Origin of the sequence: Variovorax sp. GrIS 2.14 (assembly GCF_046115955.1) — a bacterium.
Lineage (GTDB): Bacteria > Pseudomonadota > Gammaproteobacteria > Burkholderiales > Burkholderiaceae_C > Variovorax.
This window is the reverse complement of record NZ_JBJXIA010000009.1, coordinates 122,458-146,624: the sequence shown is the minus strand read 5'-3', so window position 1 is coordinate 146,624 and position 24,167 is coordinate 122,458. Positions and strand designations below refer to the sequence as shown.

21 protein-coding genes and 1 pseudogene are annotated in these 24,167 nt (G+C 63.8%); 15 read left to right on the top strand and 7 right to left on the bottom strand.

The annotated features are described in order from the left end of the window. Positions 1-41: 41 nt before the first annotated feature. The 4 genes from RCH10_RS16220 to RCH10_RS16205 all read left to right on the top strand — a co-directional run bounded on the left by RCH10_RS16220 (position 42) and on the right by RCH10_RS16205 (position 3,970). A complete protein-coding gene (locus RCH10_RS16220; RefSeq protein WP_409053176.1) occupies positions 42-1,553 on the top strand; it encodes a DegQ family serine endoprotease in 1,512 nt (503 codons plus the stop codon). 131 nt (positions 1,554-1,684) lie between these two features. Beyond that, positions 1,685-2,623: a DUF1266 domain-containing protein gene (locus RCH10_RS16215; RefSeq protein ID WP_409053175.1), complete on the top strand. Its 939-nt coding sequence runs from the start codon at positions 1,685-1,687 to the stop codon at positions 2,621-2,623. 177 nt (positions 2,624-2,800) lie between these two features. Next, complete coding sequence (locus tag RCH10_RS16210; RefSeq protein WP_323500593.1) at positions 2,801-3,154, top strand: hypothetical protein; 354 nt, start codon at positions 2,801-2,803, stop codon at positions 3,152-3,154. A 15-nt stretch (positions 3,155-3,169) separates the two neighbouring features. Next, a complete protein-coding gene (locus tag RCH10_RS16205; RefSeq protein WP_409053174.1) occupies positions 3,170-3,970 on the top strand; it encodes a 2-keto-4-pentenoate hydratase in 801 nt (266 codons plus the stop codon). A gap of 65 nt (positions 3,971-4,035) precedes the next feature. On the opposite strand, the gene RCH10_RS16200 is transcribed toward RCH10_RS16205, so the two are convergent. From RCH10_RS16200 to garD, 5 genes are all read right to left on the bottom strand, one after another. Then, positions 4,036-4,566 (bottom strand): Rrf2 family transcriptional regulator, encoded by a 531-nt coding sequence (locus tag RCH10_RS16200; protein WP_409053173.1) that lies wholly within the window; start codon positions 4,564-4,566, stop codon positions 4,036-4,038. A 152-nt stretch (positions 4,567-4,718) separates the two neighbouring features. Next, positions 4,719-6,059: a glucarate dehydratase gene (gene gudD / locus RCH10_RS16195; RefSeq protein ID WP_409053172.1), complete on the bottom strand. Its 1,341-nt coding sequence runs from the start codon at positions 6,057-6,059 to the stop codon at positions 4,719-4,721. 30 nt (positions 6,060-6,089) lie between these two features. Then, the gene (locus tag RCH10_RS16190) at positions 6,090-7,526 is read right to left on the bottom strand and encodes an aldehyde dehydrogenase family protein (protein WP_409053171.1); all 1,437 of its coding nucleotides are present in this window, start codon (positions 7,524-7,526) and stop codon (positions 6,090-6,092) included. Positions 7,527-7,536: 10 nt separating this feature from the next. Beyond that, on the bottom strand, positions 7,537-8,457 hold the full coding sequence (gene kdgD / locus RCH10_RS16185) for a 5-dehydro-4-deoxyglucarate dehydratase (RefSeq protein ID WP_323500589.1): 921 nt from the start codon (positions 8,455-8,457) through the stop codon (positions 7,537-7,539). A gap of 63 nt (positions 8,458-8,520) precedes the next feature. Next, positions 8,521-10,116 carry a galactarate dehydratase gene (gene garD / locus RCH10_RS16180; RefSeq protein ID WP_323500588.1) on the bottom strand — a complete coding sequence of 532 codons (1,596 nt, stop codon included), beginning with the start codon at positions 10,114-10,116 and terminating at the stop codon, positions 8,521-8,523. A 234-nt stretch (positions 10,117-10,350) separates the two neighbouring features. Between garD and garL the strand changes: the two genes are divergently transcribed. Together garL and RCH10_RS16170 are read left to right on the top strand one after the other, a co-directional pair. Further along, positions 10,351-11,181, top strand: a complete 831-nt coding sequence (gene garL / locus RCH10_RS16175; RefSeq protein WP_409053170.1) for a 2-dehydro-3-deoxyglucarate aldolase — start codon at positions 10,351-10,353, stop codon at positions 11,179-11,181. After that, a pseudogene (locus RCH10_RS16170) lies at positions 11,171-12,097 on the top strand (2-hydroxy-3-oxopropionate reductase); the annotation flags it as partial. The gene garL and the pseudogene RCH10_RS16170, both read left to right, overlap by 11 nt. Before the next feature lie 16 nt (positions 12,098-12,113). Here the strand turns inward: RCH10_RS16170 and RCH10_RS16165 are convergent. Then, on the bottom strand, positions 12,114-13,145 hold the full coding sequence (locus RCH10_RS16165) for a LacI family DNA-binding transcriptional regulator (RefSeq protein ID WP_323500586.1): 1,032 nt from the start codon (positions 13,143-13,145) through the stop codon (positions 12,114-12,116). Positions 13,146-13,233: 88 nt separating this feature from the next. On the opposite strand from RCH10_RS16165, the gene RCH10_RS16160 reads away from it, so the two are divergent. Beyond that, positions 13,234-14,193, top strand: a complete 960-nt coding sequence (locus tag RCH10_RS16160; RefSeq protein ID WP_323500585.1) for a tripartite tricarboxylate transporter substrate binding protein — start codon at positions 13,234-13,236, stop codon at positions 14,191-14,193. A gap of 10 nt (positions 14,194-14,203) precedes the next feature. Beyond that, positions 14,204-15,370 carry an L-talarate/galactarate dehydratase gene (locus RCH10_RS16155; RefSeq protein WP_409053169.1) on the top strand — a complete coding sequence of 389 codons (1,167 nt, stop codon included), beginning with the start codon at positions 14,204-14,206 and terminating at the stop codon, positions 15,368-15,370. A gap of 48 nt (positions 15,371-15,418) precedes the next feature. On the opposite strand, the gene RCH10_RS16150 is transcribed toward RCH10_RS16155, so the two are convergent. After that, positions 15,419-16,096: a GntR family transcriptional regulator gene (locus RCH10_RS16150; RefSeq protein ID WP_409053168.1), complete on the bottom strand. Its 678-nt coding sequence runs from the start codon at positions 16,094-16,096 to the stop codon at positions 15,419-15,421. 194 nt (positions 16,097-16,290) lie between these two features. Between RCH10_RS16150 and RCH10_RS16145 the strand changes: the two genes are divergently transcribed. From RCH10_RS16145 to RCH10_RS16115, 7 genes are all read left to right on the top strand, one after another. Beyond that, complete coding sequence (locus RCH10_RS16145) at positions 16,291-17,289, top strand: VOC family protein (RefSeq protein ID WP_409053167.1); 999 nt, start codon at positions 16,291-16,293, stop codon at positions 17,287-17,289. A gap of 19 nt (positions 17,290-17,308) precedes the next feature. Then, a complete protein-coding gene (locus RCH10_RS16140; protein WP_409053166.1) occupies positions 17,309-18,181 on the top strand; it encodes a fumarylacetoacetate hydrolase family protein in 873 nt (290 codons plus the stop codon). A gap of 74 nt (positions 18,182-18,255) precedes the next feature. After that, positions 18,256-19,473, top strand: coding sequence for an amino acid ABC transporter substrate-binding protein (locus tag RCH10_RS16135; RefSeq protein WP_409053165.1), 1,218 nt, complete (start codon positions 18,256-18,258; stop codon positions 19,471-19,473). A 7-nt stretch (positions 19,474-19,480) separates the two neighbouring features. Next, on the top strand, positions 19,481-20,329 hold the full coding sequence (locus RCH10_RS16130; protein ID WP_409053164.1) for a branched-chain amino acid ABC transporter permease: 849 nt from the start codon (positions 19,481-19,483) through the stop codon (positions 20,327-20,329). Position 20,330: 1 nt separating this feature from the next. Then, entirely contained in the window at positions 20,331-22,127 is a 1,797-nt protein-coding gene (locus RCH10_RS16125) for a branched-chain amino acid ABC transporter ATP-binding protein/permease (protein WP_409053163.1), read from the top strand. After that, positions 22,117-22,848, top strand: a complete 732-nt coding sequence (locus RCH10_RS16120; protein WP_409053162.1) for an ABC transporter ATP-binding protein — start codon at positions 22,117-22,119, stop codon at positions 22,846-22,848. Before RCH10_RS16125 ends, RCH10_RS16120 begins: the two co-directional genes overlap by 11 nt. 17 nt (positions 22,849-22,865) lie before the next feature. Continuing rightward, entirely contained in the window at positions 22,866-24,161 is a 1,296-nt protein-coding gene (locus tag RCH10_RS16115; RefSeq protein WP_409053161.1) for a lytic murein transglycosylase, read from the top strand. Positions 24,162-24,167 lie beyond the last annotated feature (6 nt).

The window sequence follows — 24,167 nt, the reverse complement described above, 5'->3', positions numbered from 1 at the left end:
CTTTCATTGCATGTTCCTCACCGCTTTGAAAGGCTTCCGAAATGAACGCATCCCGTCTCACGTCCCCGCGCGCCATCGTGCTCGCACTCGCCGCGGCCGGTGTGCTTGGCGCGGCAGCCACGGGCGCATACACCAGCGCCAACGCGCTGGGCTCCAGCACGCCGACCGTCATCACCGCACCGGCGGCTTCGGTCGCACCGCAGATCACCTTGCCGGACTTCTCGACCATCACCACGCGTGATGGCCCGGCCGTGGTCAACATCAGTGTGACGGGCGTCACCAAGACTGCCGACGAAGACGGCGCTGCGGGTCTGCAGGGCATCGACCCCAACGATCCGATGTACGAGTTCTTCAAGCGTTTCCAGGGCCAGATGCCGCACGGTCAGCGTGGCCATCCGGGCCAGGGCGGCGGTGAGCACGAGACGCCGATGCGCGGCCAGGGCTCTGGCTTCATCATCAGCGCCGACGGCACCATCCTTACCAACGCACACGTCGTGAAGGATGCGAAGGAGGTCACCGTCAAGCTGACCGATCGACGCGAATTCCGCGCCAAGGTGCTCGGCGTTGATGCCAAAACCGACATTGCAGTGCTCAAGATCGAGGCCAAAAACCTGCCTACGCTGGCGCTCGGCAACACCAAGGATCTGAAGGTCGGCGAATGGGTGCTTGCGATCGGTTCGCCGTTCGGTTTCGAGAACACGGTGACGGCCGGCGTGGTGAGCGCCAAGGGCCGCACCTTGCCCGACGACAGCTACGTGCCCTTCATCCAGACCGACGTTGCCATCAACCCCGGCAACTCCGGTGGCCCGCTGTTGAACTCACGCGGTGAGGTCGTGGGCATCAACTCGCAGATCTACACCCGCAGTGGCGGCTATCAGGGCGTGTCGTTCGCGATCCCGATCGACGTCGCGGTGCAGATCAAGAACCAGATCGTCGCGACCGGCAAGGCGACGCACGGCAAGCTGGGCATCGCGATACAGGAAGTGAACCAGGCCTTTGCCGACTCCTTCAAGCTGGACAAGCCCGAAGGCGCGCTGGTGGCGAACATCGAGAAGGGCAGCGCCGGCGACCTGGCTGGTTTGCGCACGGGGGACGTGATTCGCAAGGTCGATGGGCAGCCGATCATCTCGTCGGGCGATTTGCCAGCCATCATCGGTCAGCAGGCGCCGGGCACCAAGGTGGCGCTCGAGGTGTGGCGCCAGGGCGAGCGGCAGACGTTGACTGCCAAGCTGGGCGACGCGAGCGAGAAGGCAACCAAGGTCGCCAAGGCGGACGACGCGGCAGGAAAGGGCAAGCTGGGTCTCGCGCTGCGTCCGTTGCGGCCGCAGGAGCAGCGCGAGGCAGCCGTCGAGGGCGGCTTGCTGATCGAAGACAGCGCTGGTCCTTCAGCGCTGGCGGGCGTCCAGGCCGGGGATGTGCTGCTGGCCATCAACGGCACGCCAGCGAAGACCGTCGAGCAAGTACGCGATATTGCGGCCAAGGCTGACAAATCGGTTGCATTGCTGATACAGCGCGGCAGCGACAAGATCTTTGTGCCGGTGCGCGTCGGTTAAACAGCCAGACTTCGCACTGTGAAAGCCTGCTACCCGTTGGGTAGCAGGCTTTTTTTGCGATTAATTTCCCTGCATTTGTTAATTTCAGGTAATCGAGCAACGCCTTCTGGCTGAATGATCGAATTGCCGGCATGAGCGTGATTTTTATTACGCGAAAAGTTCCTGTCTCGCAACTACAGTGCGTCACGTTCGAAAACAAACGCATCTGCAGGGGAATGACAATGGAATCTCTTTTTTTACTACTAACCGCATGGACAGCCATTCTTTGCTACTTTGCATGGGTTGTTTACGGTCGTCGCTTTTCGGGAGCTATACAAAAAATAAATTTGAAGCCGGAAAACGATACATCCCAGGCTGAAATATTTTCCTGTCTGCTGAGCGGAAATATTGCATTGATCGAAAAAGACAATTTCGATCAACTGGCCAGTTCGTTATCGTCAGAAAAAATTCAACAGGCTTTATTTCGCCATTGGCAAATTAAAGGACCCGAGTCTTTCTCGGTGGGATTGCAGCAGGCTTTCTTCCAGCTCGGCGACACACATGTAATCGAGCGCGAAGCATTCAGCGCCTGGAACACCGGTTTTCCGTGCAGTACGGCCACTTACATCAGGCTCTTCGATGTCTGCAAGTTTCTATCGGTCAATGCGGCGTTGATCGAGCCCGGCCGTATCGGTGCACGCCAGCTCAACATGACGGCTTGGGACATCCAGCGTCTGGCTTATCTCGTGCGACTCGGTCATGCCGCGCACTACATGTCGCGCGACGCTGCTCTGCAATCGTTGCGTCGGCTCAGCGTGGCTGCACGGGCCCACTATGCAAGCTGGGAAGACTTTTCCATCTCGGCGCTGATCGGCATGGGTGTGCGCTCGGAGGTCGACGTGTTGCAAGCCAGCGTCTGGCATGGCTTTGCACAGACGCATGTTGCATTGACTGCAGTGGACGGAGCGCCTTTTGCGCAGGTCGCCTGGACGCCCGGCGTTCAGGCGCCCAAGCAAGTCCCTAGGCAAACGCATGTAGCGCGCACCAACCCACTGGGCGACGCGCGGGCGCCGGTCGTAACCGGCCTGTGAAGTAGAGGAATCACAGCAGGAATCACCGCAGGAGTTCACCGCAGGTTTAGTTTGTTTGCGCATACGGGATGGTGCGTCGGGCACGCGACTGACTTTGCGCGGCGGTGGCGGCGGCAAGGGCGTGATCGTCGGGTCTGCAGCGTTGTCGGCGTGATCGATCTTCGGGAAAATGCGGCGATGCAGATCGAACGCGGAAAGCCCACCACCATCGACTTGTACGTCAAAGGCGCGACCGACGCAGAAAAGGCGTGCGGCGCTGCGGCCGCTTTCGCCTTCTTCGACGCGCATCGCGTGTCACCGTGGGATGCGGCCCGCGCTTACTTCATCCGCGAAGCACAGGAGAAGGCCGCCACGCTCGGCCACTCGCTGGAGATGACGCCGCGGGAGCGCGAGTGGGCCGACGTCTTCGACAGGTCGGAGCAGGTGGCGCTCGATGCCTGCTGTGCCGGCTGGGCATCGATTCCAGCGGGCGCGCATTTCGTGTTGAACGGCGATGTACCTGAAAACTATTCGGGCGATCCGGATGCGTAGTCGATCGGAGACCCCATGACTGAAAAAATCGAATCGAAACGCGCGAGCGACCTGCTGTGGAACGCCTGGAACGACCGCGCGGTCCTGGACCGGTTGCCCGACGACTGCCGACCCACGCGTCGCGCCGATGGCTATGCCGTGCAGCAGCACATCGAGGCGCGCAGCCACACGACGCTCTACGGCTGGAAGATCGCCGCCACCAGCGTGGCAGGCCAGAAACATATCGGGGTGACGGGTCCGCTCGCAGGTCGCCTGCTGCGCGAGCGCGTGGCAGATGTGGGCGCAACGCTCTCGCTGAACGGCAACCGCATGGCGGTCGCGGAGGCCGAGTTCGCCTTCCGCATGAGACACGACCTGCCGTCGCGCAGTGCACCGTATTCGTTTGCCGAAGTGATGGACGCCGTCGGCTCGCTACATCCTTCCATCGAGGTGCCAGATTCGCGCTACGCCGACTTCGTTACGGCCGGAGAGGCGCAGTTGATTGCCGACAATGCCTGCGCGCACGAATTTGTCGAAGGGCCTGTCGCGCCCAATACCTGGCGTGACATGGACCTGGCTGCGCACGCGGTGCATGCGACGGTCGATGGGACATCGCGTCGATACGAACGAAGCGGCAGCGGTGCGGCGGTGCTCGGCGATCCGCGCGATGCGCTGGTTTGGCTGGTCAATGAGCTTTCATCGCTGCACATTGCGCTGCGGGCCGGACAGATCGTGACCACCGGCGCCTGCATCGCGCCACTCGAGGTCGTGCCCGGCGATCACGTGCGGGCCGACTTCGGCGTGCTGGGCTCGGTCGACGTTCGATTCGCGGACTGACAAGGTCGCGACCCAAACATCCAGCGGCTGTGAGCGCATCGCGGCCTCGAATTCCGGCCCGGCTTTCAGCTCCGGGTAGCCAACTGCCCCAGCGCGAACACCGAGTTCGGTCCCTGAAGCATTCTCGGCTTGGCGCGTTGCCGATTGGCTGGCAGGCTGACGGCCACCATCTCGCGCATCGAACTGCGCTGTGCCGCCTCGGGCCGCACCAGTGATTGCAAAGTGACAGAGTCGAGGTAGTCGACGACCTGCCGCCCCAAGGAGGCCCAGAGTTCCAGCGTCGTCACTCGATCGGGGCTCGGCGCCGCCCGCCGCTCGGTGTCTTGCGCGGGAGGCACGGGACCGTCGACGGCGAAGAGGATGTCGGCTACCGTGATCTTCGACGCGTCGCGCGCCAACGCGTAGCCGCCGCCGGGACCACGTGTCGAAGCCACGAGTTCGTGTCGACGCAAGCGCGCGAACAACGCCTCGAGATAGGACAACGAGACGTTTTGCCGCTGGCTCAGGATGCTGAGATTGATAGGGCGGTCAGACGCGTTTTCGGCCATGTCGAGCATGGCGGCGACGGCGAAGCGACCTTTGGTGGTGAGGCGCATGGTGACAGTCTCCAGAGTGGGTGGTGTTCGGTTCTGTTCGGGTTCTGTTGAACTTGTTTGACCACTCTAAATTCTTTGTCACTTCAGGAAAATTCGAATAATTGCCACCAACCCTTCGAAGTTTCCGAAGCATCTATCTTTGCGCGTCGGCTCTAGCGATCGAAAGCGGGCCGCTTCGGATCGAACTTCCAGCCAGGAATCAGCGCCTGCATTGCCGTCGCATCGTCACGTGAGCCGAGCCCGTGCTGCTTGTACAACTGGTGCGCCTTCTCGACTTCGGCCATGTCCAGTTCGACGCCCAGTCCCGGTTTCTTTGGCACCTGTACGTGGCCGCCGACGATCTGCAGCGGCTCTTTCGTCAGTCGCTGACCGTCTTGCCAGATCCAGTGCGTGTCGATGGCGGTCACCTTGCCAGGCGCCGCCGCACCCACGTGCGTGAACATCGCCAACGACACGTCGAAGTGATTGTTCGAATGGCTGCCCCAAGTCAGGCCCCAGTCGCGGCAGGTCTGCGCGACGCGCACCGAACCAGCCATGGTCCAGAAGTGCGGGTCGGCCAGCGGGATGTCGACCGACTGCAGTGAGAGCGCGTGCGTCAGCTGGCGCCAGTCCGTGGCGATCATGTTGGTCGCCGTCGGCAGCCCGGTGGCGCGGCGGAATTCGGCCATCACCTCGCGGCCTGAAAAACCGTCTTCGGCTCCACAGGGGTCCTCTGCATAAGCGACCAACCCGCGCATGCGATGGCCCAGGCGGATCGCATCTTTCAGCAGCCAGCCACCGTTCGGATCGAGCGTGACGCGCGCCTCGGGAAAGCGCTCGTGCAGCGCGACGATGGCGTCGACTTCTTCGTCGCCACGCAGCACGCCACCCTTGAGTTTGAAGTCGTTGAAGCCGTATTTGGCGCGCGCCGCTTCGGCCAGCGCGACGATGGCTGCGGGCGTCATGGCTTTCTCGTGCCTCAGGCGAAACCAGTCGTTGTCGGCATCAGCGTCCGTGACATAGGGCAGGTCGGTCTTCGCCTTGTCGCCGACGTAGAAAAGATAGCCCAGCATCTCGACCGAGTCGCGTTGCTGGCCTTCGCCGAGCAACGCTGCGACCGGCACATCGAGGTGCTGGCCGAGCAGGTCGAGCAGGGCAGATTCGATGGCCGTTACCGCATGAATGGTGGTGCGCAGGTCGAAGGTCTGCAGGCCGCGACCGCCGCTGTCGCGATCTGCGAATTTCGTCTGTACTTCTTGCAGCAGGCGCTGTTGCGAACCGAGCGGCTGACCGACGACCAGCGGGCGCGCGTCTTCGAGGGTCTGGCGGATCTTTTCGCCACCCGGCACCTCGCCTACGCCGGTGCGGCCGGCGCTGTCGGTGAGGATGAGGATGAGGATGTTGCGGGTGAAGAAGGGACCGTGCGCGCCGCTCAGGTTGAGCAGCATGCTGTCGCGCCCCGCCACCGGAATGACGCGCAGTTCGGTGATGCGCGGGGTGGAAGATTCAGGCATCGCTTGTCTCCATATTCAGAGCCTCATTCATTACGCCAAGGTGTACGCCGTTTTCACCGTGGTGAAGAACTCCTGCGCGTACTTGCCTTGCTCGCGCGGCCCGTAGCTCGAACCCTTGCGGCCGCCGAAGGGCACGTGGTAGTCGACCCCCGCAGTCGGCAGGTTGACCATCACCATGCCGGCCTGGCTGTGCCGCTTGAAGTGCGTCGCGTACTTGAGGCTGGTGGTTGCAATGCCGGCCGACAAACCGAACTCCGTGTCGTTGGCGGTGAAGAGCGCTTCGTCGTAGTTCTTGACCTTGATGACACTTGCCACCGGTCCGAAGATCTCTTCCTTGTTGATGCGCATCGACGCCACCGATTCGCTGAAGAGCGCCGGCGACATGTAGAAGCCCTCGGTCGCGAGCTTGAGGCGTTCGCCGCCGGCGGCCAGCGTGGCGCCTTCGTCCTTTCCGATCTGCACGTACTCCAGATCCTGGTCGAGCTGGCTTTGGCTCGACACCGGGCCGACATCGGTACCTGCGGTGAGCGCATCGCCCACCTTGATCTTCGCCATGCGTTCTTTCATCGCGTCGATGAACTTCGGGTAGATGCCTTCGGTCACGATGAGGCGGCTCGACGCCGTGCAGCGCTGGCCGGTCGCGTAGAAGGCGCTTTGCACGCTGAGCTCGACGGCTTGCGTCAGGTCGGCATCGTCGAGCACGACTTGCGGGTTCTTGCCGCCCATTTCGAGCTGCACCTTCTTTTGGTTCGTCACGCACTGGATGCCGATCGCACGACCCACGCCGACCGAGCCGGTGAAGCTGATCGCGTGCACGCCCGCGTGATTCACCAGCGCATTGCCGATGACGCTACCGCGGCCCATCACCAGGTTGAAGACACCGGCCGGAATGCCCGAGCGGCTGATGATCTCAGCCAGTGCCCAGGCGCTGCCCGGCACCAGGTCGGCGGGCTTCAACACCACGCAATTGCCGAAGGCCAGGGCAGGCGCGATCTTCCAGGCCGGGATCGCGATAGGGAAGTTCCAAGGCGTGATGAGGCCGACGACGCCGACCGGTTCGCGCGTGATCTCCACGCCGATGTTCGGTCGCACCGAAGGCAGCAGTTCGCCCGACAGCCGCAGGCATTCGCCCGCGAAGAACTTGAAGATCTGGCCGGCGCGCGTGGCCTCGCCGATGCCTTCGGGCTTGGTCTTGCCTTCTTCGCGAGCGAGCAGCGTGCCGAGTTCTTCCTTGCGCGCAAGGATCTCGGTGCCGATCTTGTCGAGCGCATCGGAGCGGGCCTGGATGCTGCCGGTGGCCCAGGCCGGGAAGGCGGCGGTAGCGGCTGCCACAGCGGCTTCGACATGCGCAGCGTCGCCCTGCGTGTACTCGGCGATGGTGTCGCCGAGGTTCGACGGGTTCAGGTTCGGGCTGTAGCTGCTGCCCTTGGTCCACTCGCCGCCGATGAGGTTGTCGTGTTGTTGCATGTGTTGGCTTTCAGAGGCCTTGCGGGCCGAGCTTGTCGATAAGAACCTTCAGCATCTCGACTTCGTCGGGCTTCAGGTCGGTGAGTGGGGGGCGAACCGGGCCGGCGCTGTGGCCGACGATGGTCGCGCCTGCCTTGACGATGCTCACGGCATAGCCCTGCATGCGGTTGCGGATCTCCAGGTACGGCATGAAGAAGTCTTTGAGCAATCGATGCTGAGTCGCCATGTCGTCGTCGCGCACGGCTGCGTAGAACTGCATCGCCGTCTTCGGGATGAAGTTGAAGACTGCCGACGAATAGACGGGCGTACCCATCGCTTTGTACGCAGCGGCATAGACCTCCGCCGTCGGCAAGCCGCCGAGGTAGGCGAAGCGGTCGCCCATGCGCTGGTACACAGCGACCATCGCCTCGATGTCGCCCACGCCGTCCTTGAAGCCGACGAGGTTAGGGTTGCGCTCCGCTAGGCCTGCGAGCGTGTCGGGCTTGAAGCGCGTGGCGCCGCCGCGGTTGTAGACCACCACGCCGAAGTCGACGCTCTTGCACACCGCGTCGACGTGTGCGGCCAGGCCTTCCTGACCTGCTTCGGTGAGGTAGTGCGGCATCAAAAGGATGCCGTGCGCGCCGGCCTTTTCAGCGGCTTGTGCGCACTGGATCGCAAAGCGCGTCGGACCACCGGCGCCAGCAATGATCGGCACCACGCCGCGGCAGGTGTCGACCGCTGTCTTGATGATGCCGGGGTATTCGTCCCCGGTCAGCGAGAAGAACTCACCGGTTCCACCGGCCGCGAAGAGCGCGGTTGCACCGTACGGCGCCAGCCATTCGAGGCGCTTCTCATAGCCCTTCTTGTCGAAGTCGCCATGGCTGTCGAAATCGGTCAGCGGGAACGAGAGCAGGCCGGAGCCCATGATGGTTTTAAGTTCTTGCGGGTTCATGCGTTGGCGGGAGTGAATTCGTTGAAATTAGCGGAGAGAAGGGCGTCCGTTCAGTGGAACGGGTCAAGTCACCGGCGCCGGATTGAACAGGACCAGCGCGTTGTGCAGCTTCCAGTGCTCGGCCCATGTTTTCTTGCGGCCGCTGGCGACGTCGAGCATCAGCTGGAACATCTCCCAGCCGACATCGGCGATGGTCTTTTCGCCCGTGGCGATGGTGCCGGCATTGATGTCCATGAGGTCGTGCCAGCGACGTGCCAGGTCTTCGCGCGTGGCCACTTTGATAACGGGCACCTCGGCCAGACCGTAAGGCGTGCCGCGGCCGGTGGTGAACACGTGCAGGTTCATGCCGGCGGCGAGTTGAAGCGTGCCGCAGATGAAGTCGCTGGCCGGAGTGGCCGCGTAGATCAGGCCGCTGGTGATGCCCTTTTGCCGCGCGCTTTCGCCCGGTGCGAGGACGCCTGAAATCGGCGAGGTGCCCGACTTCACGATCGAGCCCATCGCCTTCTCGACGATGTTCGACAGGCCGCCTTGCTTGTTGCCCGGCGTGGTGTTGGCGCTGCGGTCGACACGGCCTTTGTCCAGGTAGGCGTCGTACCAGGCCATCTCGCGGATCATGGCTTCGGCCACTTCCGGCGTGCTTGCGCGCGAGGTGAGTTGGTCGATGCCGTCGCGCACCTCGGTCACTTCGGAGAACATGACGGTGGCACCGGCACGCACCAGCAGGTCGGTGCAAAAACCGACGGCCGGATTGGCGGTGACGCCAGAGAACGCATCGCTGCCGCCGCATTGCACGCCGACCACCAGTGCGCTCGCCGGCACGGTCTCGCGGCGGCGATCGTTCAGGCGTTCAAGGTGTTCTTCGGCCTGCCGCATGATCGACTCGACCATCGACATGAAACCGACATGCGCATCGTCTTGAAGGCACACGACGTCGAGCTTGGGGCTGGCGTTGTCGCCGACATCGGCCACGTTGCGCTCGTCGATCAGCGGGATGGTGCCGGGTGGCATCAGGCGCTCGGGCTGCAGCTTTTCGCAGCCCAGGCTGACCAGCATCACCTCGCCGCCGAAGTTCGGGTTGAGGCTGATGTTGCGCAGCGTGCGGATAGGAATGATCGCGTCCGGCGCGTCGATGGCGACGCCGCAGCCGTAGGTGTGTTCGAGCGCCACCACGTCGTCGACGTTCGGGTACTTGGGCAGCAGTTCGGCCTTGATGCGTGTCACTGCGAAGTCGGTGACACCGGCCACGCACTGCACGGTCTGCGTGATGGCCAGGATGTTGCGGGTGCCGACCGAGCCGTCGAGATTGCGAAAGCCCTCGAAGGTGTAGCCCTCCAGTGGCGGTTGCGGTTCGGGCTTGACGGTGGCGATGGGCAGGCCGACCAACTCGCGCGCGGCCGGCATCTTGAGAAGGCGTTCGTGCACCCAGGTGCCGGCCTTCAAGTCCTTCAGCGCATAGCCGATGACCACGTTGTAGCGCCGCACTTCGCCGCCCGTGGGAATGTCGACCAGCGCGACCTTGTGCGCTTGCGGCACCTTGTCGACGAGGGTAAGGCCGGACGGGAAGACGGTGCCTACAGGCAGGCCGCCATCGTTGACGACGATGGCGACGTTGTCGCGGTCGTCCATCGTGATGTAGAGGGGCGCGCGAGGTGTGCTCATGGGTTTTCTAAGTTATACGATGACCCCGCAGGGCTCGGGCAATGGTATCGTTATCAATCAATGTCGTCAACGAGTCGATTTGCAGTCTTTCATTGGTATTTCGGGTGTTTTCCCTTAGGTCATCTTAGTAAACGCGTTGTACGATGACCTGCTCTGTTGATGGGCTCGAGACTGAGTCGGCACCCATTCACGCATTTGTTCGACAAAGGCAGAAGTCCTTGCGGAGGCACCCCGATGAACGCTTCTTCCACCAGCCCGGCGGCCGTCCCGTATTGCGGTCTGCCCAACACTTTCCGCGCTGAGCTGGTCGCTGGCAAGCGCCTCATCGGCTGTTGGTGTTCGCTCGCCAGCCCGATCACCACCGAGGTGTTGGGCATCGCCGGCTTCGACTGGATCCTGCTGGATGCAGAGCACGCGCCGAACGATTCCATCAGCCTCATCCCGCAGCTGATGGCGTTGAAAGACAGCACCAGCGCGCCGGTGGTGCGGCCCTCGTGGAACAACACGGTCGAGATCAAGCGACTGCTCGACGCCGGTGTCTACAACTTGCTCATCCCGTTCGTGCAGAGCGCCGACGAAGCGCGGCACGCCGTGGCCGCCACGCGATATCCGCCGCAAGGCGTGCGCGGCGTATCGGTGTCGCAGCGCGGCAATCGCTACGGTGGACTCCCGCACTACATCCATCAAGCCAACGACCACATCGCGGTGATGGTGCAGATCGAAAGCCGGGCGGGTGTCGAGGCGACTGCGGAGATTGCCGCGGTGGAGGGCATCGACGGCATCTTCGTCGGCCCGCAAGACCTCGCCGCCGGCTACGGCCATCTGCACAACCCGAGCCATCCCGATGTGCAGGCCGCGATCAAGCGAGTCTTCGACAGTGCCCGCGCCGCCGGCAAGCCGAGCGGCATCCTGGCGCCCGTCGAGGCCGATGCACGGCGCTACCTGGAGTGGGGCGCAACCTTCGTGGCGGTGGGCAGCGACCTGGGCGTGCTGCGCGGCGGCACGCAGGCGCTTTGCGACAAGTACCGCGAGGGCGAAACGACACGGCTCGCTCCGCAATATTGATCGACTCGAATCAAGCGAACAACGAAGGACGCATCAAATGAAAATCGGATTCATCGGCCTCGGCATCATGGGCGCTCCCATGGCACTCAACCTAATGAACGCCGGCCACGAACTCTTCGTGCGCACCCGCAGCAAGGTGCCTGAGTCATTGTCGAAAGCCATGGCCTGCAAGACCAACGCCGACGTCGCGCGGGCCGCCGATGTCATCGTGCTGATGCTGCCCGACACGCCCGATGTCGAGACGGTGCTGTTCGGCAAGGATGGTGTGGCCGAAGGCTTGTCAGCTGGCAAGACCGTGATGGACATGAGCAGCATCTCGCCGATCGAGACCAAGGTGTTCGCCAAAAAGATCAACGACCTCGGCTGCGAGTACCTCGATGCGCCGGTGTCGGGCGGCGAGGTCGGCGCCAAGGCGGCCAGCCTCACGATCATGTGCGGCGGCTCCGAGGCCACCTTCGACAAGGTCAAGCCATTGCTCGAAGCGATGGGGAAGAACATCACGCTGGTCGGCGGCAACGGTGATGGTCAGACGACCAAGGTGGCCAACCAGATCATCGTGGCGCTGAATATCGCTGCCGTGGGTGAGGCGCTGCTGTTCGCCAGCAAGGCCGGCGCCGATCCGGCCAAGGTGCGGCAGGCGCTGATGGGCGGCTTCGCGGCCAGCCGCATCCTAGAGGTGCACGGCGAGCGGATGATCAAGCGCACCTTCAACCCGGGCTTTCGCATCGCATTGCATCAAAAGGATCTGAGCCTGGCGCTGGCCGGCGCCAAGTCGATGGGCGTGGCCCTTCCGCAGACCGCATCGGCCGCACAGTTGATGGCGTCGTGCGCAGCGCATGGCTGGGACCAACTGGACCACTCGGCACTCGTGAAGGCGCTGGAGCAGATGGCCGCGCATGAAGTCGCAGCAGGCTGAGCCCGCTGGGGGTCGACTACCTATGCGCGATGGGTGGCGCAACGGTCGAGTGCCGTTCGACGATCTGAAAGCCGACATCGATGATCGGATGCTCGACCTTCTCGCCGCGGCATCGCTGAAGGATGAGTCCGGCTGCCAGTCGGCCGATCTCGGCGCCGTCGATCTGCACCGTGGTCAGCGACGGTTGCATGTGCGCTGCGAACTCGGCGCCACCAAAGCCGCAGATCGCGAGGTCGTGCGGAATGCGCAGGCCACGCGACTGCGCTTCGATTTGCACGCCTTGCGCCAGCGTGTCCGAACTGCAGCAGACAGCCTGCAATCGGGGCTCTTGTGTCAGAAGCTCGGTGAGCGCGCGCCGTCCCAATGCGATGCTGCTCGGTGCCGGGACGATGGCCGTTGGAACATCGTGGCCCAAGGTCGTGACGAAGCCTTCGCGCCGAAGCATCGCGCGGTGGTCGTCGCCGGTTGCAATGCCGAGCTTCTTCCATCCTTTCGACCGCAGGTATTCAGCGACGGCTCCGCCTACTTTCTGGTGCGAGAACCCGACCAGCATGTCGGCCGGCCGATCGTTCAGGTCCCATGTCTCGACCAACGGGATGCCGGACCGGCTGAGACGTTCCCGAGCGGCTGGCGAGTGGACCAGCCCCGTCACCACGATGCCATCGGGTCGGCGGCTCATCATCGTGTTGAGCAACGCTTCTTCGCGGGCATGGTCGTAGCCGCTCTGGCCAAGGATGAGCTGGTAACCGGCGGCGTCCAGCGCGCTGGTCAACGCCTCCACTGTGGGCAAAAACTGCGCCACGGAAATCGCCGGCACCAGACCGGCCACCATCAGACTCCGCTTCGATTTGAGCCCGCCTGCCAGCAGGTTGGGGATGTAGCCGGTGAGCGCGACCGCCTGCTGCACACGGGCGATCGTCGCTTCCGACACGAGCGACGGATTGCTGAGGGCTCGCGACGCAGTGATGAGCGAAACGCCGGCCGCCTCGGCGACTTCACGCAGCCTGGCCGGCTTTAGGTGGAAGGCGTTCGAATTTTGATCGTGCACGCAAGCGAACTCCGAAATGACACCGTTGTCATTTTCACCCGATTTTTTTAAGCACCACACCGTAGACGACATGACCAAGGAAACTTCCATGAAGAAACTGCTGATCGCCACCTCCATCGGCCTGATGGCCTTTGCCGCCCACGCCCAGAACTGGCCCGAGAAGTCCGTGACGCTCGTCGTTCCGTTCCCGCCGGGCGGCTCGACCGACCAGGTCGCTCGCGCTGTCGCACCGCGGATGGGCGACAAGTTCAAGCAGTCGTTCCTGGTCGACAACAAGGCAGGCGCCACGGGCACCATCGGCGCCACCTTCGTCAAGCGCGCAGCACCGGATGGCTACACCTTTCTGGTCACGTCGCTGGGTCCGCTGGTGATCGTGCCGCACCTCATGAAGGGCCTGCAGTACGACCCGTTGAAAGACTTCGACCTGATCACGGTGGCGGTCGCTTCGCCAAACATCCTGGTGGTCCCGGCGAGCTCGCCGCACAAGAGCGTGGCAGACGTCATTGCCTACGAGAAGGCCAACCCCGGCAAGATGACTTTCGCCTCGGCCGGCAACGGTTCCAGCGACCACCTGACGGCCGAACTGTTCTGGCAGCAGACCGGCACCACCGGCATCCACGTGCCGTACAAGGGCGGCGCACCCGCACACACCGACCTGATGGGCGGCCAGGTCGATGCCTCGTTCCAGAACGTCAACTCGGTGGCGCAGTACATCAAGGGCGGCAAGATGCGCGCGCTGGCCATCACCAGCCCCAAGCGCTCGCCGATCTTCCCCGACGTGCCGACGCTCGAAGAGGCAGGCGTGAAGGGCGTCGAGGTTGCTTCATGGCAGGCCATCGTGGCGCCGAAGGGCTTGCCCGTCGCTGTGCGCGACAAGGCCCACGCCGCGTTCGTCGAGGCGCTCAACGACCCGAAGGTCAAGGAGCAGTTCACCTCCATCGGCTTCGAGATGGTCGCCAACACGCCGGCACAGTTCGCAGAGTTTCAAAAGAAGGAATACGCGCGGTGGAAGAAGGTCATCGAGGCCGGAAAAATCACGATCGAGTGAGCAGGCTTTGATGAACCGAGCTACATCACCCGCACTGTCGAGCCAGGTTGCCGGCGACAGCATCGCCTGGATCCGCGTCTCTTCTTGCTACCTGCCGCTCGCCAACCCGATCAGCGATGCCAAGGTGCTGACCGGCCGGCAGAAGCCGATGACCGAAATCGCGATGCTCTTCGCCGAGATCGAGACGAAGGACGGGCACAAGGGCCTCGGCTTCAGCTACTCGAAGCGCGCCGGTGGGCCAGGCCAATTCGCGCACGCCAAAGAGATTGCACCCGCGCTGCTGGGAGAAGACCCGAGCGACATCTCGAAGCTGTGGACCAAGCTGAGCTGGGCCGGCGCATCGGTGGGGCGCAGCGGCATGGCGGTGCAGTCCATCGGTGCCTTCGATGTCGCGCTGTACGACCTGAAGGCGCGCCGCGCCGGCCTGTCACTTTCGAAGTTGCTGGGCTCGCAGCGTGACTCGGTGCGCTGCTACAACACCTCGGGCGGCTTCCTGCACACGCCCGTCGATCAGCTGGTCGTCAATGCATCGGCATCGATCGAGCGCGGCATCGGCGGCATCAAGCTGAAGGTCGGGCAACCCGATGGAAAGCTCGACATCCGCCGCGTCGAAGCCGTGCGCAAACACTTGGGCGACGACGTGGCGCTGATGGTCGACGCCAACCAGCAATGGGACCGGCCGACGGCGCAGCGCATGTGCCGGATCTTCGAGCAGTTCAACCTGATATGGATCGAAGAGCCACTCGATGCGTACGACAACGAAGGCCACGCCGCGCTCGCCGCCACCTTCGACACGCCCATCGCCACCGGCGAAATGCTGACCAGCGCGGCCGAGCACGGCGAGCTGATCCGCCATCGCGCGGCCGACTACCTGATGCCCGACGCACCGCGCGTCGGCGGCATCACGCCGTTCCTGAAGATCGCGGCACAGGCAGAGCAGGCGGGCCTGATGCTCGGCCCGCACTTCGCGATGGAACTGCATGTGCACCTCGGCGCGGTGTACGCAACCGAACCCTGGGTCGAGCACTTCGACTGGCTCGAACCGCTCTTCAACGAGCGGCTCGAAATCGCCAACGGCCGCATGCTGGTGCCGACGCGACCAGGACTCGGGCTCAGCCTGAGCGAGCAGTGCAGGGCGTGGACGCGAGAAGAGGTCGAGGTGGGCACGCGGCCCTGATGCAGGAGGCGCGCCGCGCGCAGCATCTCCGCAGCCACATCTTCGTAGCTACTTGTCGGCCGTAGAAGCCGCGGCCACTCCCAACAAAGGCGACGTCAGCAACAGCGTTGCCGTCTTCTCGAGGTGTCTTGCAATCAGCTTTTGCGCACCGGACACATCGCGACGCAGCACCGCGTCGAACAGCGTCTTGTGTTCGCCCTGCACATCGCGCGCGACCACTGCCAGCGGCGCCGACAGCTGCCGATAACGTTCGCTCTGTTGATAGAGCAGTGTGTGCATGCGGCGCAGCCAGACGTTGGGGCAGCCGGCGATCATCGCGTAATGGAAGTTGGCGTGCGCCAATGTCCATTCGGCCGACAGATGCTGGCGGTCGTTCTGGTCGCGCTCATGCAGACGCGTCAATTGATGAAAGGCTGCGACGAGCGTGCTTTCCCAGTTCAGGTCGCCGTGCTTTATTGCATCGGCAATGCACAGCTTCTCTATCTCTACACGTGCCCGCACCAGCTGTGTGAGGTCTTCTTCCGACACCGCCGTCACGCGGTAGCCACGTTGCGGCTCCGACACCACCAGCGCATCGGCTTCGAGCATGGCCAGTGCTTCGCGCACCGCGCCGGCACTCACCGCGAGTTCAAGCGCCAACCCGGCGATGTTCAGCTTGGCACCCGGCAGCAGCCGACCCGAAAGGATGTCGGCGTGCATGCGCTCGTACACCAAACGGTTGTTCATCAACGGTTGCTTGCCGTTTGGGGCGGTGCTGGCGGCGAGTCTCATGAGCGTCGAAGAGGAGGCTACTGGGCGCGCCTCATTGCGGGAAAACCCCTGCAATGCGGGCGCGTGTATCGCTTGTGTATTGAGTGACTGAAAATATATGATAAGCCAACAAATGTACTGAGACAACCGAGAACTCCAACGAGACCACCATGGCCGCAGTCCACTCACTCGATCGCATCGTGTTCACCGTGCCCGACCTCGCGGCTGCCGAGCGCTTCTATGCCGCCTTCGGCCTTCGCACGGAAATGGCGGACGGAGAACTGGCACTCTTCACCGACGGCAACCCGCATTGCTGGGCTGTGTTGCACGAGGTGCGCGGTCAGCCGAAGAAGCTGCAGTACCTGAGCTTCGGATGTTTCGAGCAGGACTTCGAGACCATCGCGCAAAACGCCGAAATGCATCGACTCAAGACTTGCGAGCCGCATCCACTCTCGCGCATTGCAGGACTTTCGGGTGACTTGCAAGACGCGGCACAGAGTTTGTGGTTGCAGCATCCCGAAGGCTTTCCGGTGCAGATCAGGCCCGCGCCGAAAAGCTCGCCGACCCAGAAGAGCGTTGCATCGCGCGATCCGGTCGTGCCGGAGGGTCGCGGCGCAGCGCCCAACCGCGCCCGCGTTCCCCAGGTGCGGCCGCGGCGCCTGTCGCACGCGCTGTTTTTCTCCGGCGACGTCGCAGGTGCAGTGGCTTTCTACGAGCAGGCGCTGGGCCTGCGCGTGACCGATCGGTCGAGCGACGTGATCGTCTTCATGCACGGCGTCCATGGCAGCGACCACCATTTGCTCGCGCTCGCCAAGAGCGACGGACCCGGCTTGCACCACCTCAGCTGGGACGTTGCCAGTGTCGATCAGGTCGGCATGGGCATGGAGCAAATGCTCATCGCCGGTCACGAGCGCGGCTGGGGCGTGGGCCGCCACGTGCTCGGCTCCAACTACTTCTATTACGTGCGCGACCCGTGGGGCAGCTACTGCGAATACTCGTTCGACATCGACTTCGTGCCCTACGGATTCGACTGGCCGAGCGCCGACCATCCGCTCGAAGACTCGTTCTATGTCTGGGGTCCCCGCGTGCCAGAAGACTTCGTGAAGAACTATGAAACAACACCGCAGCACGCACCCGAAGTGACTGCGGACGAGATCACACCCTCCTGAATAGCTGAAAGAAAATTCCATGCGTTTCGTTTCGTTCCTTTCCGATGCCGGCACACCAGCCGCCACTGCCCATGTGGGTGTTCGCGTTGGCAATGATGTCGTCGATCTCACCGCCGATGGCTTGCCCGCCACGCTTGAAGAACTGCTTGCGCTGGGCGACGCCGGTATGGCGGCCGCGCGTGCCGCACTGGGCCGTGCAACCCGCAAGCTGCCTGCCGCCAGCCTCCGCTTGCTCGCGCCGTTTCGTGCACCGGCGAAAGCCATCGCGGTCGGCCTGAATTACGTCGACCATGCGGCCGAAAGCAAGTTCGATCCTCCGACCTATCCGGTTTTGTTCCATCGCTTTCCCAGCTCTTGGGTAGGTCACGGCACACCGATTGTTCGGCCGCACGTGTCGGAACAGTTCGACTACGAAGGCGAACTCCTCGTGGTCATCGGCAAGGGCGGCCGCTACATCGACAAGGCAGATGCACTGAAGCATGTGGCCGGCTATTCGATCTTCAACGACGGCTCACTGCGTGACTACCAGTTCAAGTCGGCGCAATGGATGATGGGCAAGAACTTCGATCGTTCGGGATCGATGGGCCCGGACTTCGTCACCGCCGACGAATTGCCCGAAGGCGCACGTGGCCTGAAGCTCCAGACCCGGCTCAACGGCAAGGTGGTGCAGGACGCCAACACGCGCGAAATGATTTTCGACGTGGCCACGTTGGTTTCGGTGTGCTCCGAACCCTTCGCGCTGGAGCCGGGCGACGTCATCATTTCCGGCACGCCTTCCGGTGTGGGACTGGCGCGCAAGCCGCCGCTGTGGATGCGGGCGGGTGATGTGTGCGAGGTCGAAATCGAAGGCGTCGGGCTGCTGTCGAATGCGGTGGTCGACGAGCAGACATAGACACGCCACTCCAATTGGCAGTGAGACTAGCGCCGACGAGCGCGGACCCAAATACAAAGACAGGAGACAAGACAATGCAATTCGACCGCCGCACATTCCTCTCGGCCCTCGCGGCTCTGGGTGTTCCTGGCCTTGCTGGCATCACTGGCCCGGCGCATGCGCAAGCACCCACCGGTGCGCCGATCAAGATCGGTGGCACGCTGGCACTCACCGGTCCGCTGTCGGCCACCGCCATGATCCACAAGCTCGTTGGCGAGATGTACATCGAGGAGCTGAATCGCCGTGGCGGATTGCTCGGCCGGCCTGTGGAATGGGTGCTGAAAGACGACCAGTCCAAGCCGGATCTGGCGCGCACGCTGTACGAGCAACTGGTCACCGCCGACAAGGTCGACTTGTTGATCGGGCCTTACGCCACGGGTTCGATCCTCTCTGCGATGGGCGTGGCGCAGCGCTATAACAAGACGCTGGTGCACCACACCTTCGGTGTGCCGAGCCTGGCCAAGTACGAGCAGCAATTTCCTGCGTGGGCGATGGGGCCTGACCCGCAGACGACGGTACCTAACCTGGTGCTCGACGCGCTCGCTGCATCGCCCAAGCCTCCGAAGACCATCGCGATTTTGACGAGCAAGTTTCCGTCGGTGCAGTTCGTGTCGTACGGCGCGCGCGAGGTCGCCAAGAAGCGCGGCTTGCAAGAGGTACTTTTCCTCGAATGGGACTTCGGCAATCGCGATTTCGGGCCGATTGCAGGCCGCGTCAAGGAGGCCAACCCCGACTTCGTCTGGAACGGCGCGCTCGGGCTCGAAGGCAACCAGATGCTCGACGCGATGAAGAAGATCGACTACCACCCGCCAAGCCATTTCTATCTCTACCCAGCCCCCGGTCCGATGATGAAAGCCGCCGAAGGCAACGGCGCGCTCACCGTCACCATCTTCGAAGACCAGGCGCCGTTCACCAACAATCCGGTGGCCGCGGCGTTTGCCAGGAACTTTCGCGAGCGCGCGACCAAAGCCAATCTGCCCGACACCGGTGCCGAGACGCAGGCCGCGTCGTCCTATGCGGCGTGGCAGATCATCGAAGCCGGCGTGGTCGCGACCAAGTCGCTCGACGACAAGGCCATCGCGACCTGGATCAAGGGCAACCAGATCGACACCATCGAAGGCAAGTTGCGTTTCAACGAGCGCGGCAACTTCGGCGCCGATCTGTCGAAGCTGAAGCAGGTGCAGGACGGCCGCTGGGTCACCGTGTGGCCGGCCGACTGGGCGGCGGCGGGTATCAAGCTGCGCAACGCCTGACATGGCGATGCCGAGTTTCACGCTGCTGACGCAAGCCATTGTCAGCGGCTTGTTCACGGGCGCGATCTACGGACTGCTCGGCCTGGGGCTGAGCCTGTCTTGGGGTTTGTTGCGGCAAATCAACCTGGCACATTTCGGCCTCGCTTTTGCGAGTGCTTACCTGACTTACGCGCTGAACGAGCACGGTGTCGATTCGCTGTTTGCGCTGCTTATCATGCCGCCGGTGTTTTTCGTCTTAGGCGCCGCCATCCAATGGGTGATGGCGCGCTTCAAAGTGAGCCCGTTCAACTCGCTGCTCGTGACCTTCGGGCTCACCATCATTCTCGAAGCGCTGCTGCAGTGGATCTGGACTGCCGACTACCGTCGGCTCGAAACGCCCTATGGCGACATGAAATTGCGCGTCGGCGGCATCTACTTTCCATTGCCGGAGATGATCACGCTCGGCATCAGCGTCGCCATGGCGGCGGCGGTGTGGCTGGTGTTCCGGCGCAGCGACATCGGCAAGGCGATTCGCGCGGCGGCTGAAGATGCGCCCATCGCCGTCGCCTTCGGCATCAACGAAAAAGCGCTCGCACTCGGACTCGCGGGACTGAACGCTGCGCTGGCCTCGATCGCCGGCGTCTGCATCGCGCTGACGTACACGCTGGCGCCGTCGCAGATCTTCACGTGGGTCGGCGTGGTGTTCGCGGTAGTGATGCTCGGTGGCCTCGGCCGACCGTGGGGGCCGTTGATCGCAGGCTGCGCCATCGGCGTGGTCGAAGCGCTGACCATGGCCATCGCCGCGCCGGCATGGGCGCCGCTGGTGTCGTTCTCGCTGCTGCTCGTCATGTTGCTGACGCGGCCGGGGAGGGCGTGAGATGAAGCGCTCGTTGTTGGTTCTGCTGGCCGTGGTCGCATGTCTTGCCGCACTGCCTTTCGTCGGGCTGCCGCGCTCGTGGGAATCGGTGCTGTACATGGTCTTCCACTGGATCGCACTGGCGACGTCGTGGAACCTGTTGTCGGGCTACTCGGGGTATTTCTCTTTCGGCCACGGTGCCTTCTTCGGCATTGGCATGTACACGACAGCGGTGCTGGCGACACGCTTCGATATTCCGTTTCTCTGGACACTTCCTGCCGCGGCGCTGGTGGCGGCGCTGTGCGGCAGCGTGCTCGGCGCGGTGGCGTTCCGCGTCAAGTCGGTGCGGGGTGAAGTCTTCGCGTTGCTGACGCTGGCCGCCACCTTCGTCGTCGCGACCGTCATCGTCAACACGCCCATCGACGGCGGGCCGGGCGTCTATCTCAACGGAGTGGCGGTGCCCGTGCTTGCGCCCACAGCGTCGGGCAGTTTCTACCTGCTGTCGTTGCTCGCGGCGGCCTTGGCGGTGCTTGCGGGCATCGTGGTTTTCTACTCGCGTTTCGGCACCGGCCTCTTCGCGATCCGCGACGACGAAGACGTGGCCGAGGTCATGGGCGTGCCGACCTATCGCTACAAGCTGCTGGCGTTGGCGCTGTCGAGCGGGCTTGCTGGGCTGGTCGGCGGCATCCATGCGCTGTTCGTTTCCTACGTGACCACCGCCGACACCTTCGGCATCACGCTGCCGCTCACGGTCGTGTTGATGGCGGTGCTCGGTGGCTCGCGGCATTGGGCCGGCCCTGCGGTCGGCGCGGTGGCGATCACCGCGTTGCTCTTCGGCTTTACCTCGGCCGACAACGCGATTGCCGGCAAGGTGGTGCTGGGGCTGGTGCTGATCCTGGTAATCCTGTTCATGCCGCACGGCGTGCTGGGTCGCTGGACGAAGCGCAAGGCGCCGGTGCGGCCGGCGGTCATCGCCACCGCAAAGCCGCGGTCGAGCTTCGCTGTGAACATAGCGTCGACGGATACGGCAAGCGACTTGTTGCTCAGCACGCGCGGCCTCGCGAAATCGTTCAACGGCGTGCAGGCACTGCGCGGCGTCGATGTCGACGTCCGGCGCGGAGAGATCCTCGGCTTGCTGGGGCCGAACGGTTCCGGTAAATCGACCTTCATCAACGTGGTGAGCGGGCATTACCTCGCCACTGCGGGGCAGGTGAAGTTCGACGAGCGTGAGGTCACCGGCATCGCAGCGCATCGCGTGGCACGCAGCGGCATCGCACGCACGTACCAGATACCGCGACCGTTCTCGAACCTGACCGTGCTCGAAAACGTCGCGCTCACCTCCATGTTCGGTGCCGAAGGATTGGGCCGACATGCCGCCGAAGCGCAAGCCTGGCAATGGCTTGCGTTCACCGGCTTGTGGGAGCGCGCCGGTGCGTTGCCCGACGAGCTCAACCTGCACCAGCGCAAGTTCCTGGAGTTCGCACGGGCGTTGGCGGCACGGCCTCAGTTACTGATGCTCGACGAGGTGTTGTCTGGCCTCACGCCATCCGAGATCGACGGTGCCGTGGCACTCATCGAACGCATTCGCGCCGAGGGCACGACGATCGTCTTCGTCGAGCATGTGATGCGTGCGGTGGCTGCGCTTTGCGACCGCATCGTCGTGTTCGATCGCGGCGCGGTGCTGGCGAGTGGCGCGTTCGCCGATGTCATGGCGCAACCCGATGTCGTGGTGGCGTACCTGGGCAAAGGCATCGACGCCGGCGGCGTAACGCGCGATGACAAACCCGACGCGCCACGGGGGGTGCTTCATGCTGCTTGAGATGAATTCGATCCGGGTCGCCTACGGTGCGGCGACCGCGCTGTGGGATGTGTCGCTCTCGGTCGCGGCCGGTGAGCTGCTTTGTGTGGTCGGCCCCAACAGCGCCGGCAAGAGCACGCTCATCAACACCATCGCCGGGCTCAACCGGTTGTCCGCCGGTTCGTACTTTCTGGATGGAAAGGATCTGTCGCGCATGCCCTCGCATCGCTTCTGCTCGGAAGGCATCGCGCTGGTGCCGGAGAGCCGTCGGCTGTTCGGGCAGATGACCGTGCGCGAGAACCTCGAACTCGGCAGCTATGCAGCGCATGCGAAGCCGTATCGGGCGCAGACGATGGAGCGCGTCTGCGCGTTGTTTCCGATGCTGGTGTCGCGGCTTGCGCAGCCCGCGGGTTCGCTGTCGGGCGGACAGCAGCAGATGGTGGCGATCGGCCGCGCGCTGATGGCGCGGCCCCGGTTGCTGCTGCTCGACGAGCCTTCGCTCGGGTTGGCGCCGAGTGTGGTGCACGACATGTTCGAGGCCATCCGAACCATCCACGCCGAGGGCATGGCCGTGCTGCTGGTCGAGCAGAACGTCGGCATGGCATTGGCCGTGGCCGATCGCGGCGCCGTACTGGAAGAAGGACGCATCGTGGCCAGCGGAACGCCGACGGAGTTGGCGGGTCGACCCGAAATCCGGCGGGCCTATCTGGGCGCTGGCGCGGACGGGGATGAGGCCCGCTGAGGGGACAGAATCGAGGGATGCATTCATTCAGTTTTCAGACAGTGCGCGCCGTGCGCTTCGCCGCGATGGCATCGGTCATCGGTGTCTTCGCAGGCTGCGCCTCTGCTCCTCCGCCGCCGTCGTCTTCTCCAGCACCGGCAACGATTGCACTGACGCCGACACCAAAGCCTTCGCCGGACGACACCACGCTCGAACAAGGCTTCGCACGTTGGATTGCTGACTTCCGCGCCAGCGCCCGTTCCGCCGGCATCAGCGACGCCACGCTGCGCCTTGCCTTCGACAACGTGCACTACTTGCCGCGCGTCGTCGAGCTCGATGGCGCACAGCCCGAATTCACGCGCGCGGTGTGGGACTACCTCGACAACACCGTGACGGCACAACGCATTGCGACAGGGCTGGACAAGCTGACGCAGCTTCGTCGCGAAGCCGATGCAGCGGCCGCTCGCTATGGCGTGCCGCCCGCAATCGTGGTCGCGATCTGGGGCATGGAAAGTAATTTCGGCAGCAACTACGGCAGCACCCCGACCATCGATGCGCTGGCGACGCTCGGCTTCGAAGGTCGCCGCGAAGACTGGGCGCGCCGTGAATTGATGGCGGCGCTGAAGATCCTCGACAACGGCGACATCGACCGCGATCACATGATCGGCTCGTGGGCCGGCGCCATGGGTCAAACGCAGTTCTTGCCCTCCAACTTCCTGGCCTATGCGGTGGATGCCGACGGTGATGGCCGCCGCGACATCTGGGGCAGCATGGCGGACGTGATGTCGTCGACCGCCAACTTCCTGTCGCGTTCGGGCTGGCAAGCCGGCAACCCATGGGGCGTCGAAGTACAGCTGCCGACAGGCTTCGACTACGGGCGCGCCGACACGTCGGTCCGCCAGTCGAGTACGCAATGGGCCGCGGAAGGTGTGCGGTCGATGGACGGCCAGCCCTTGCCGGCCATCGACGACAGCACGGTCTTGCTGCCTGCCGGTGCGCGCGGTCCGGCGTTCCTGGTGGGGCCCAACTTCCGCGCCATCCTTCGCTACAACAACTCGACCAGCTACGCGCTCGCAGTCGGCCTGCTGTCGCAGCGCCTCGCAGGCGGTGCGGGCGTGCAGGCGACATGGCCGCGCGATCTGCAGTCGCTCTCGCGCAGCCAGTTGCTCGCGATGCAGACCGCGTTGAACCAGCGCGCCTTTGCCAGCGGCACACCCGACGGGATGATGGGGCCAGCCACGCGGGATGGCTTGCGGCGCTACCAGCGGAGCATCGGGCTGCCGGCGGACGGGTATCCGACCATGGAGTTGCTCGGGCGCTTGCAGCAGCCCTAGTCGCCT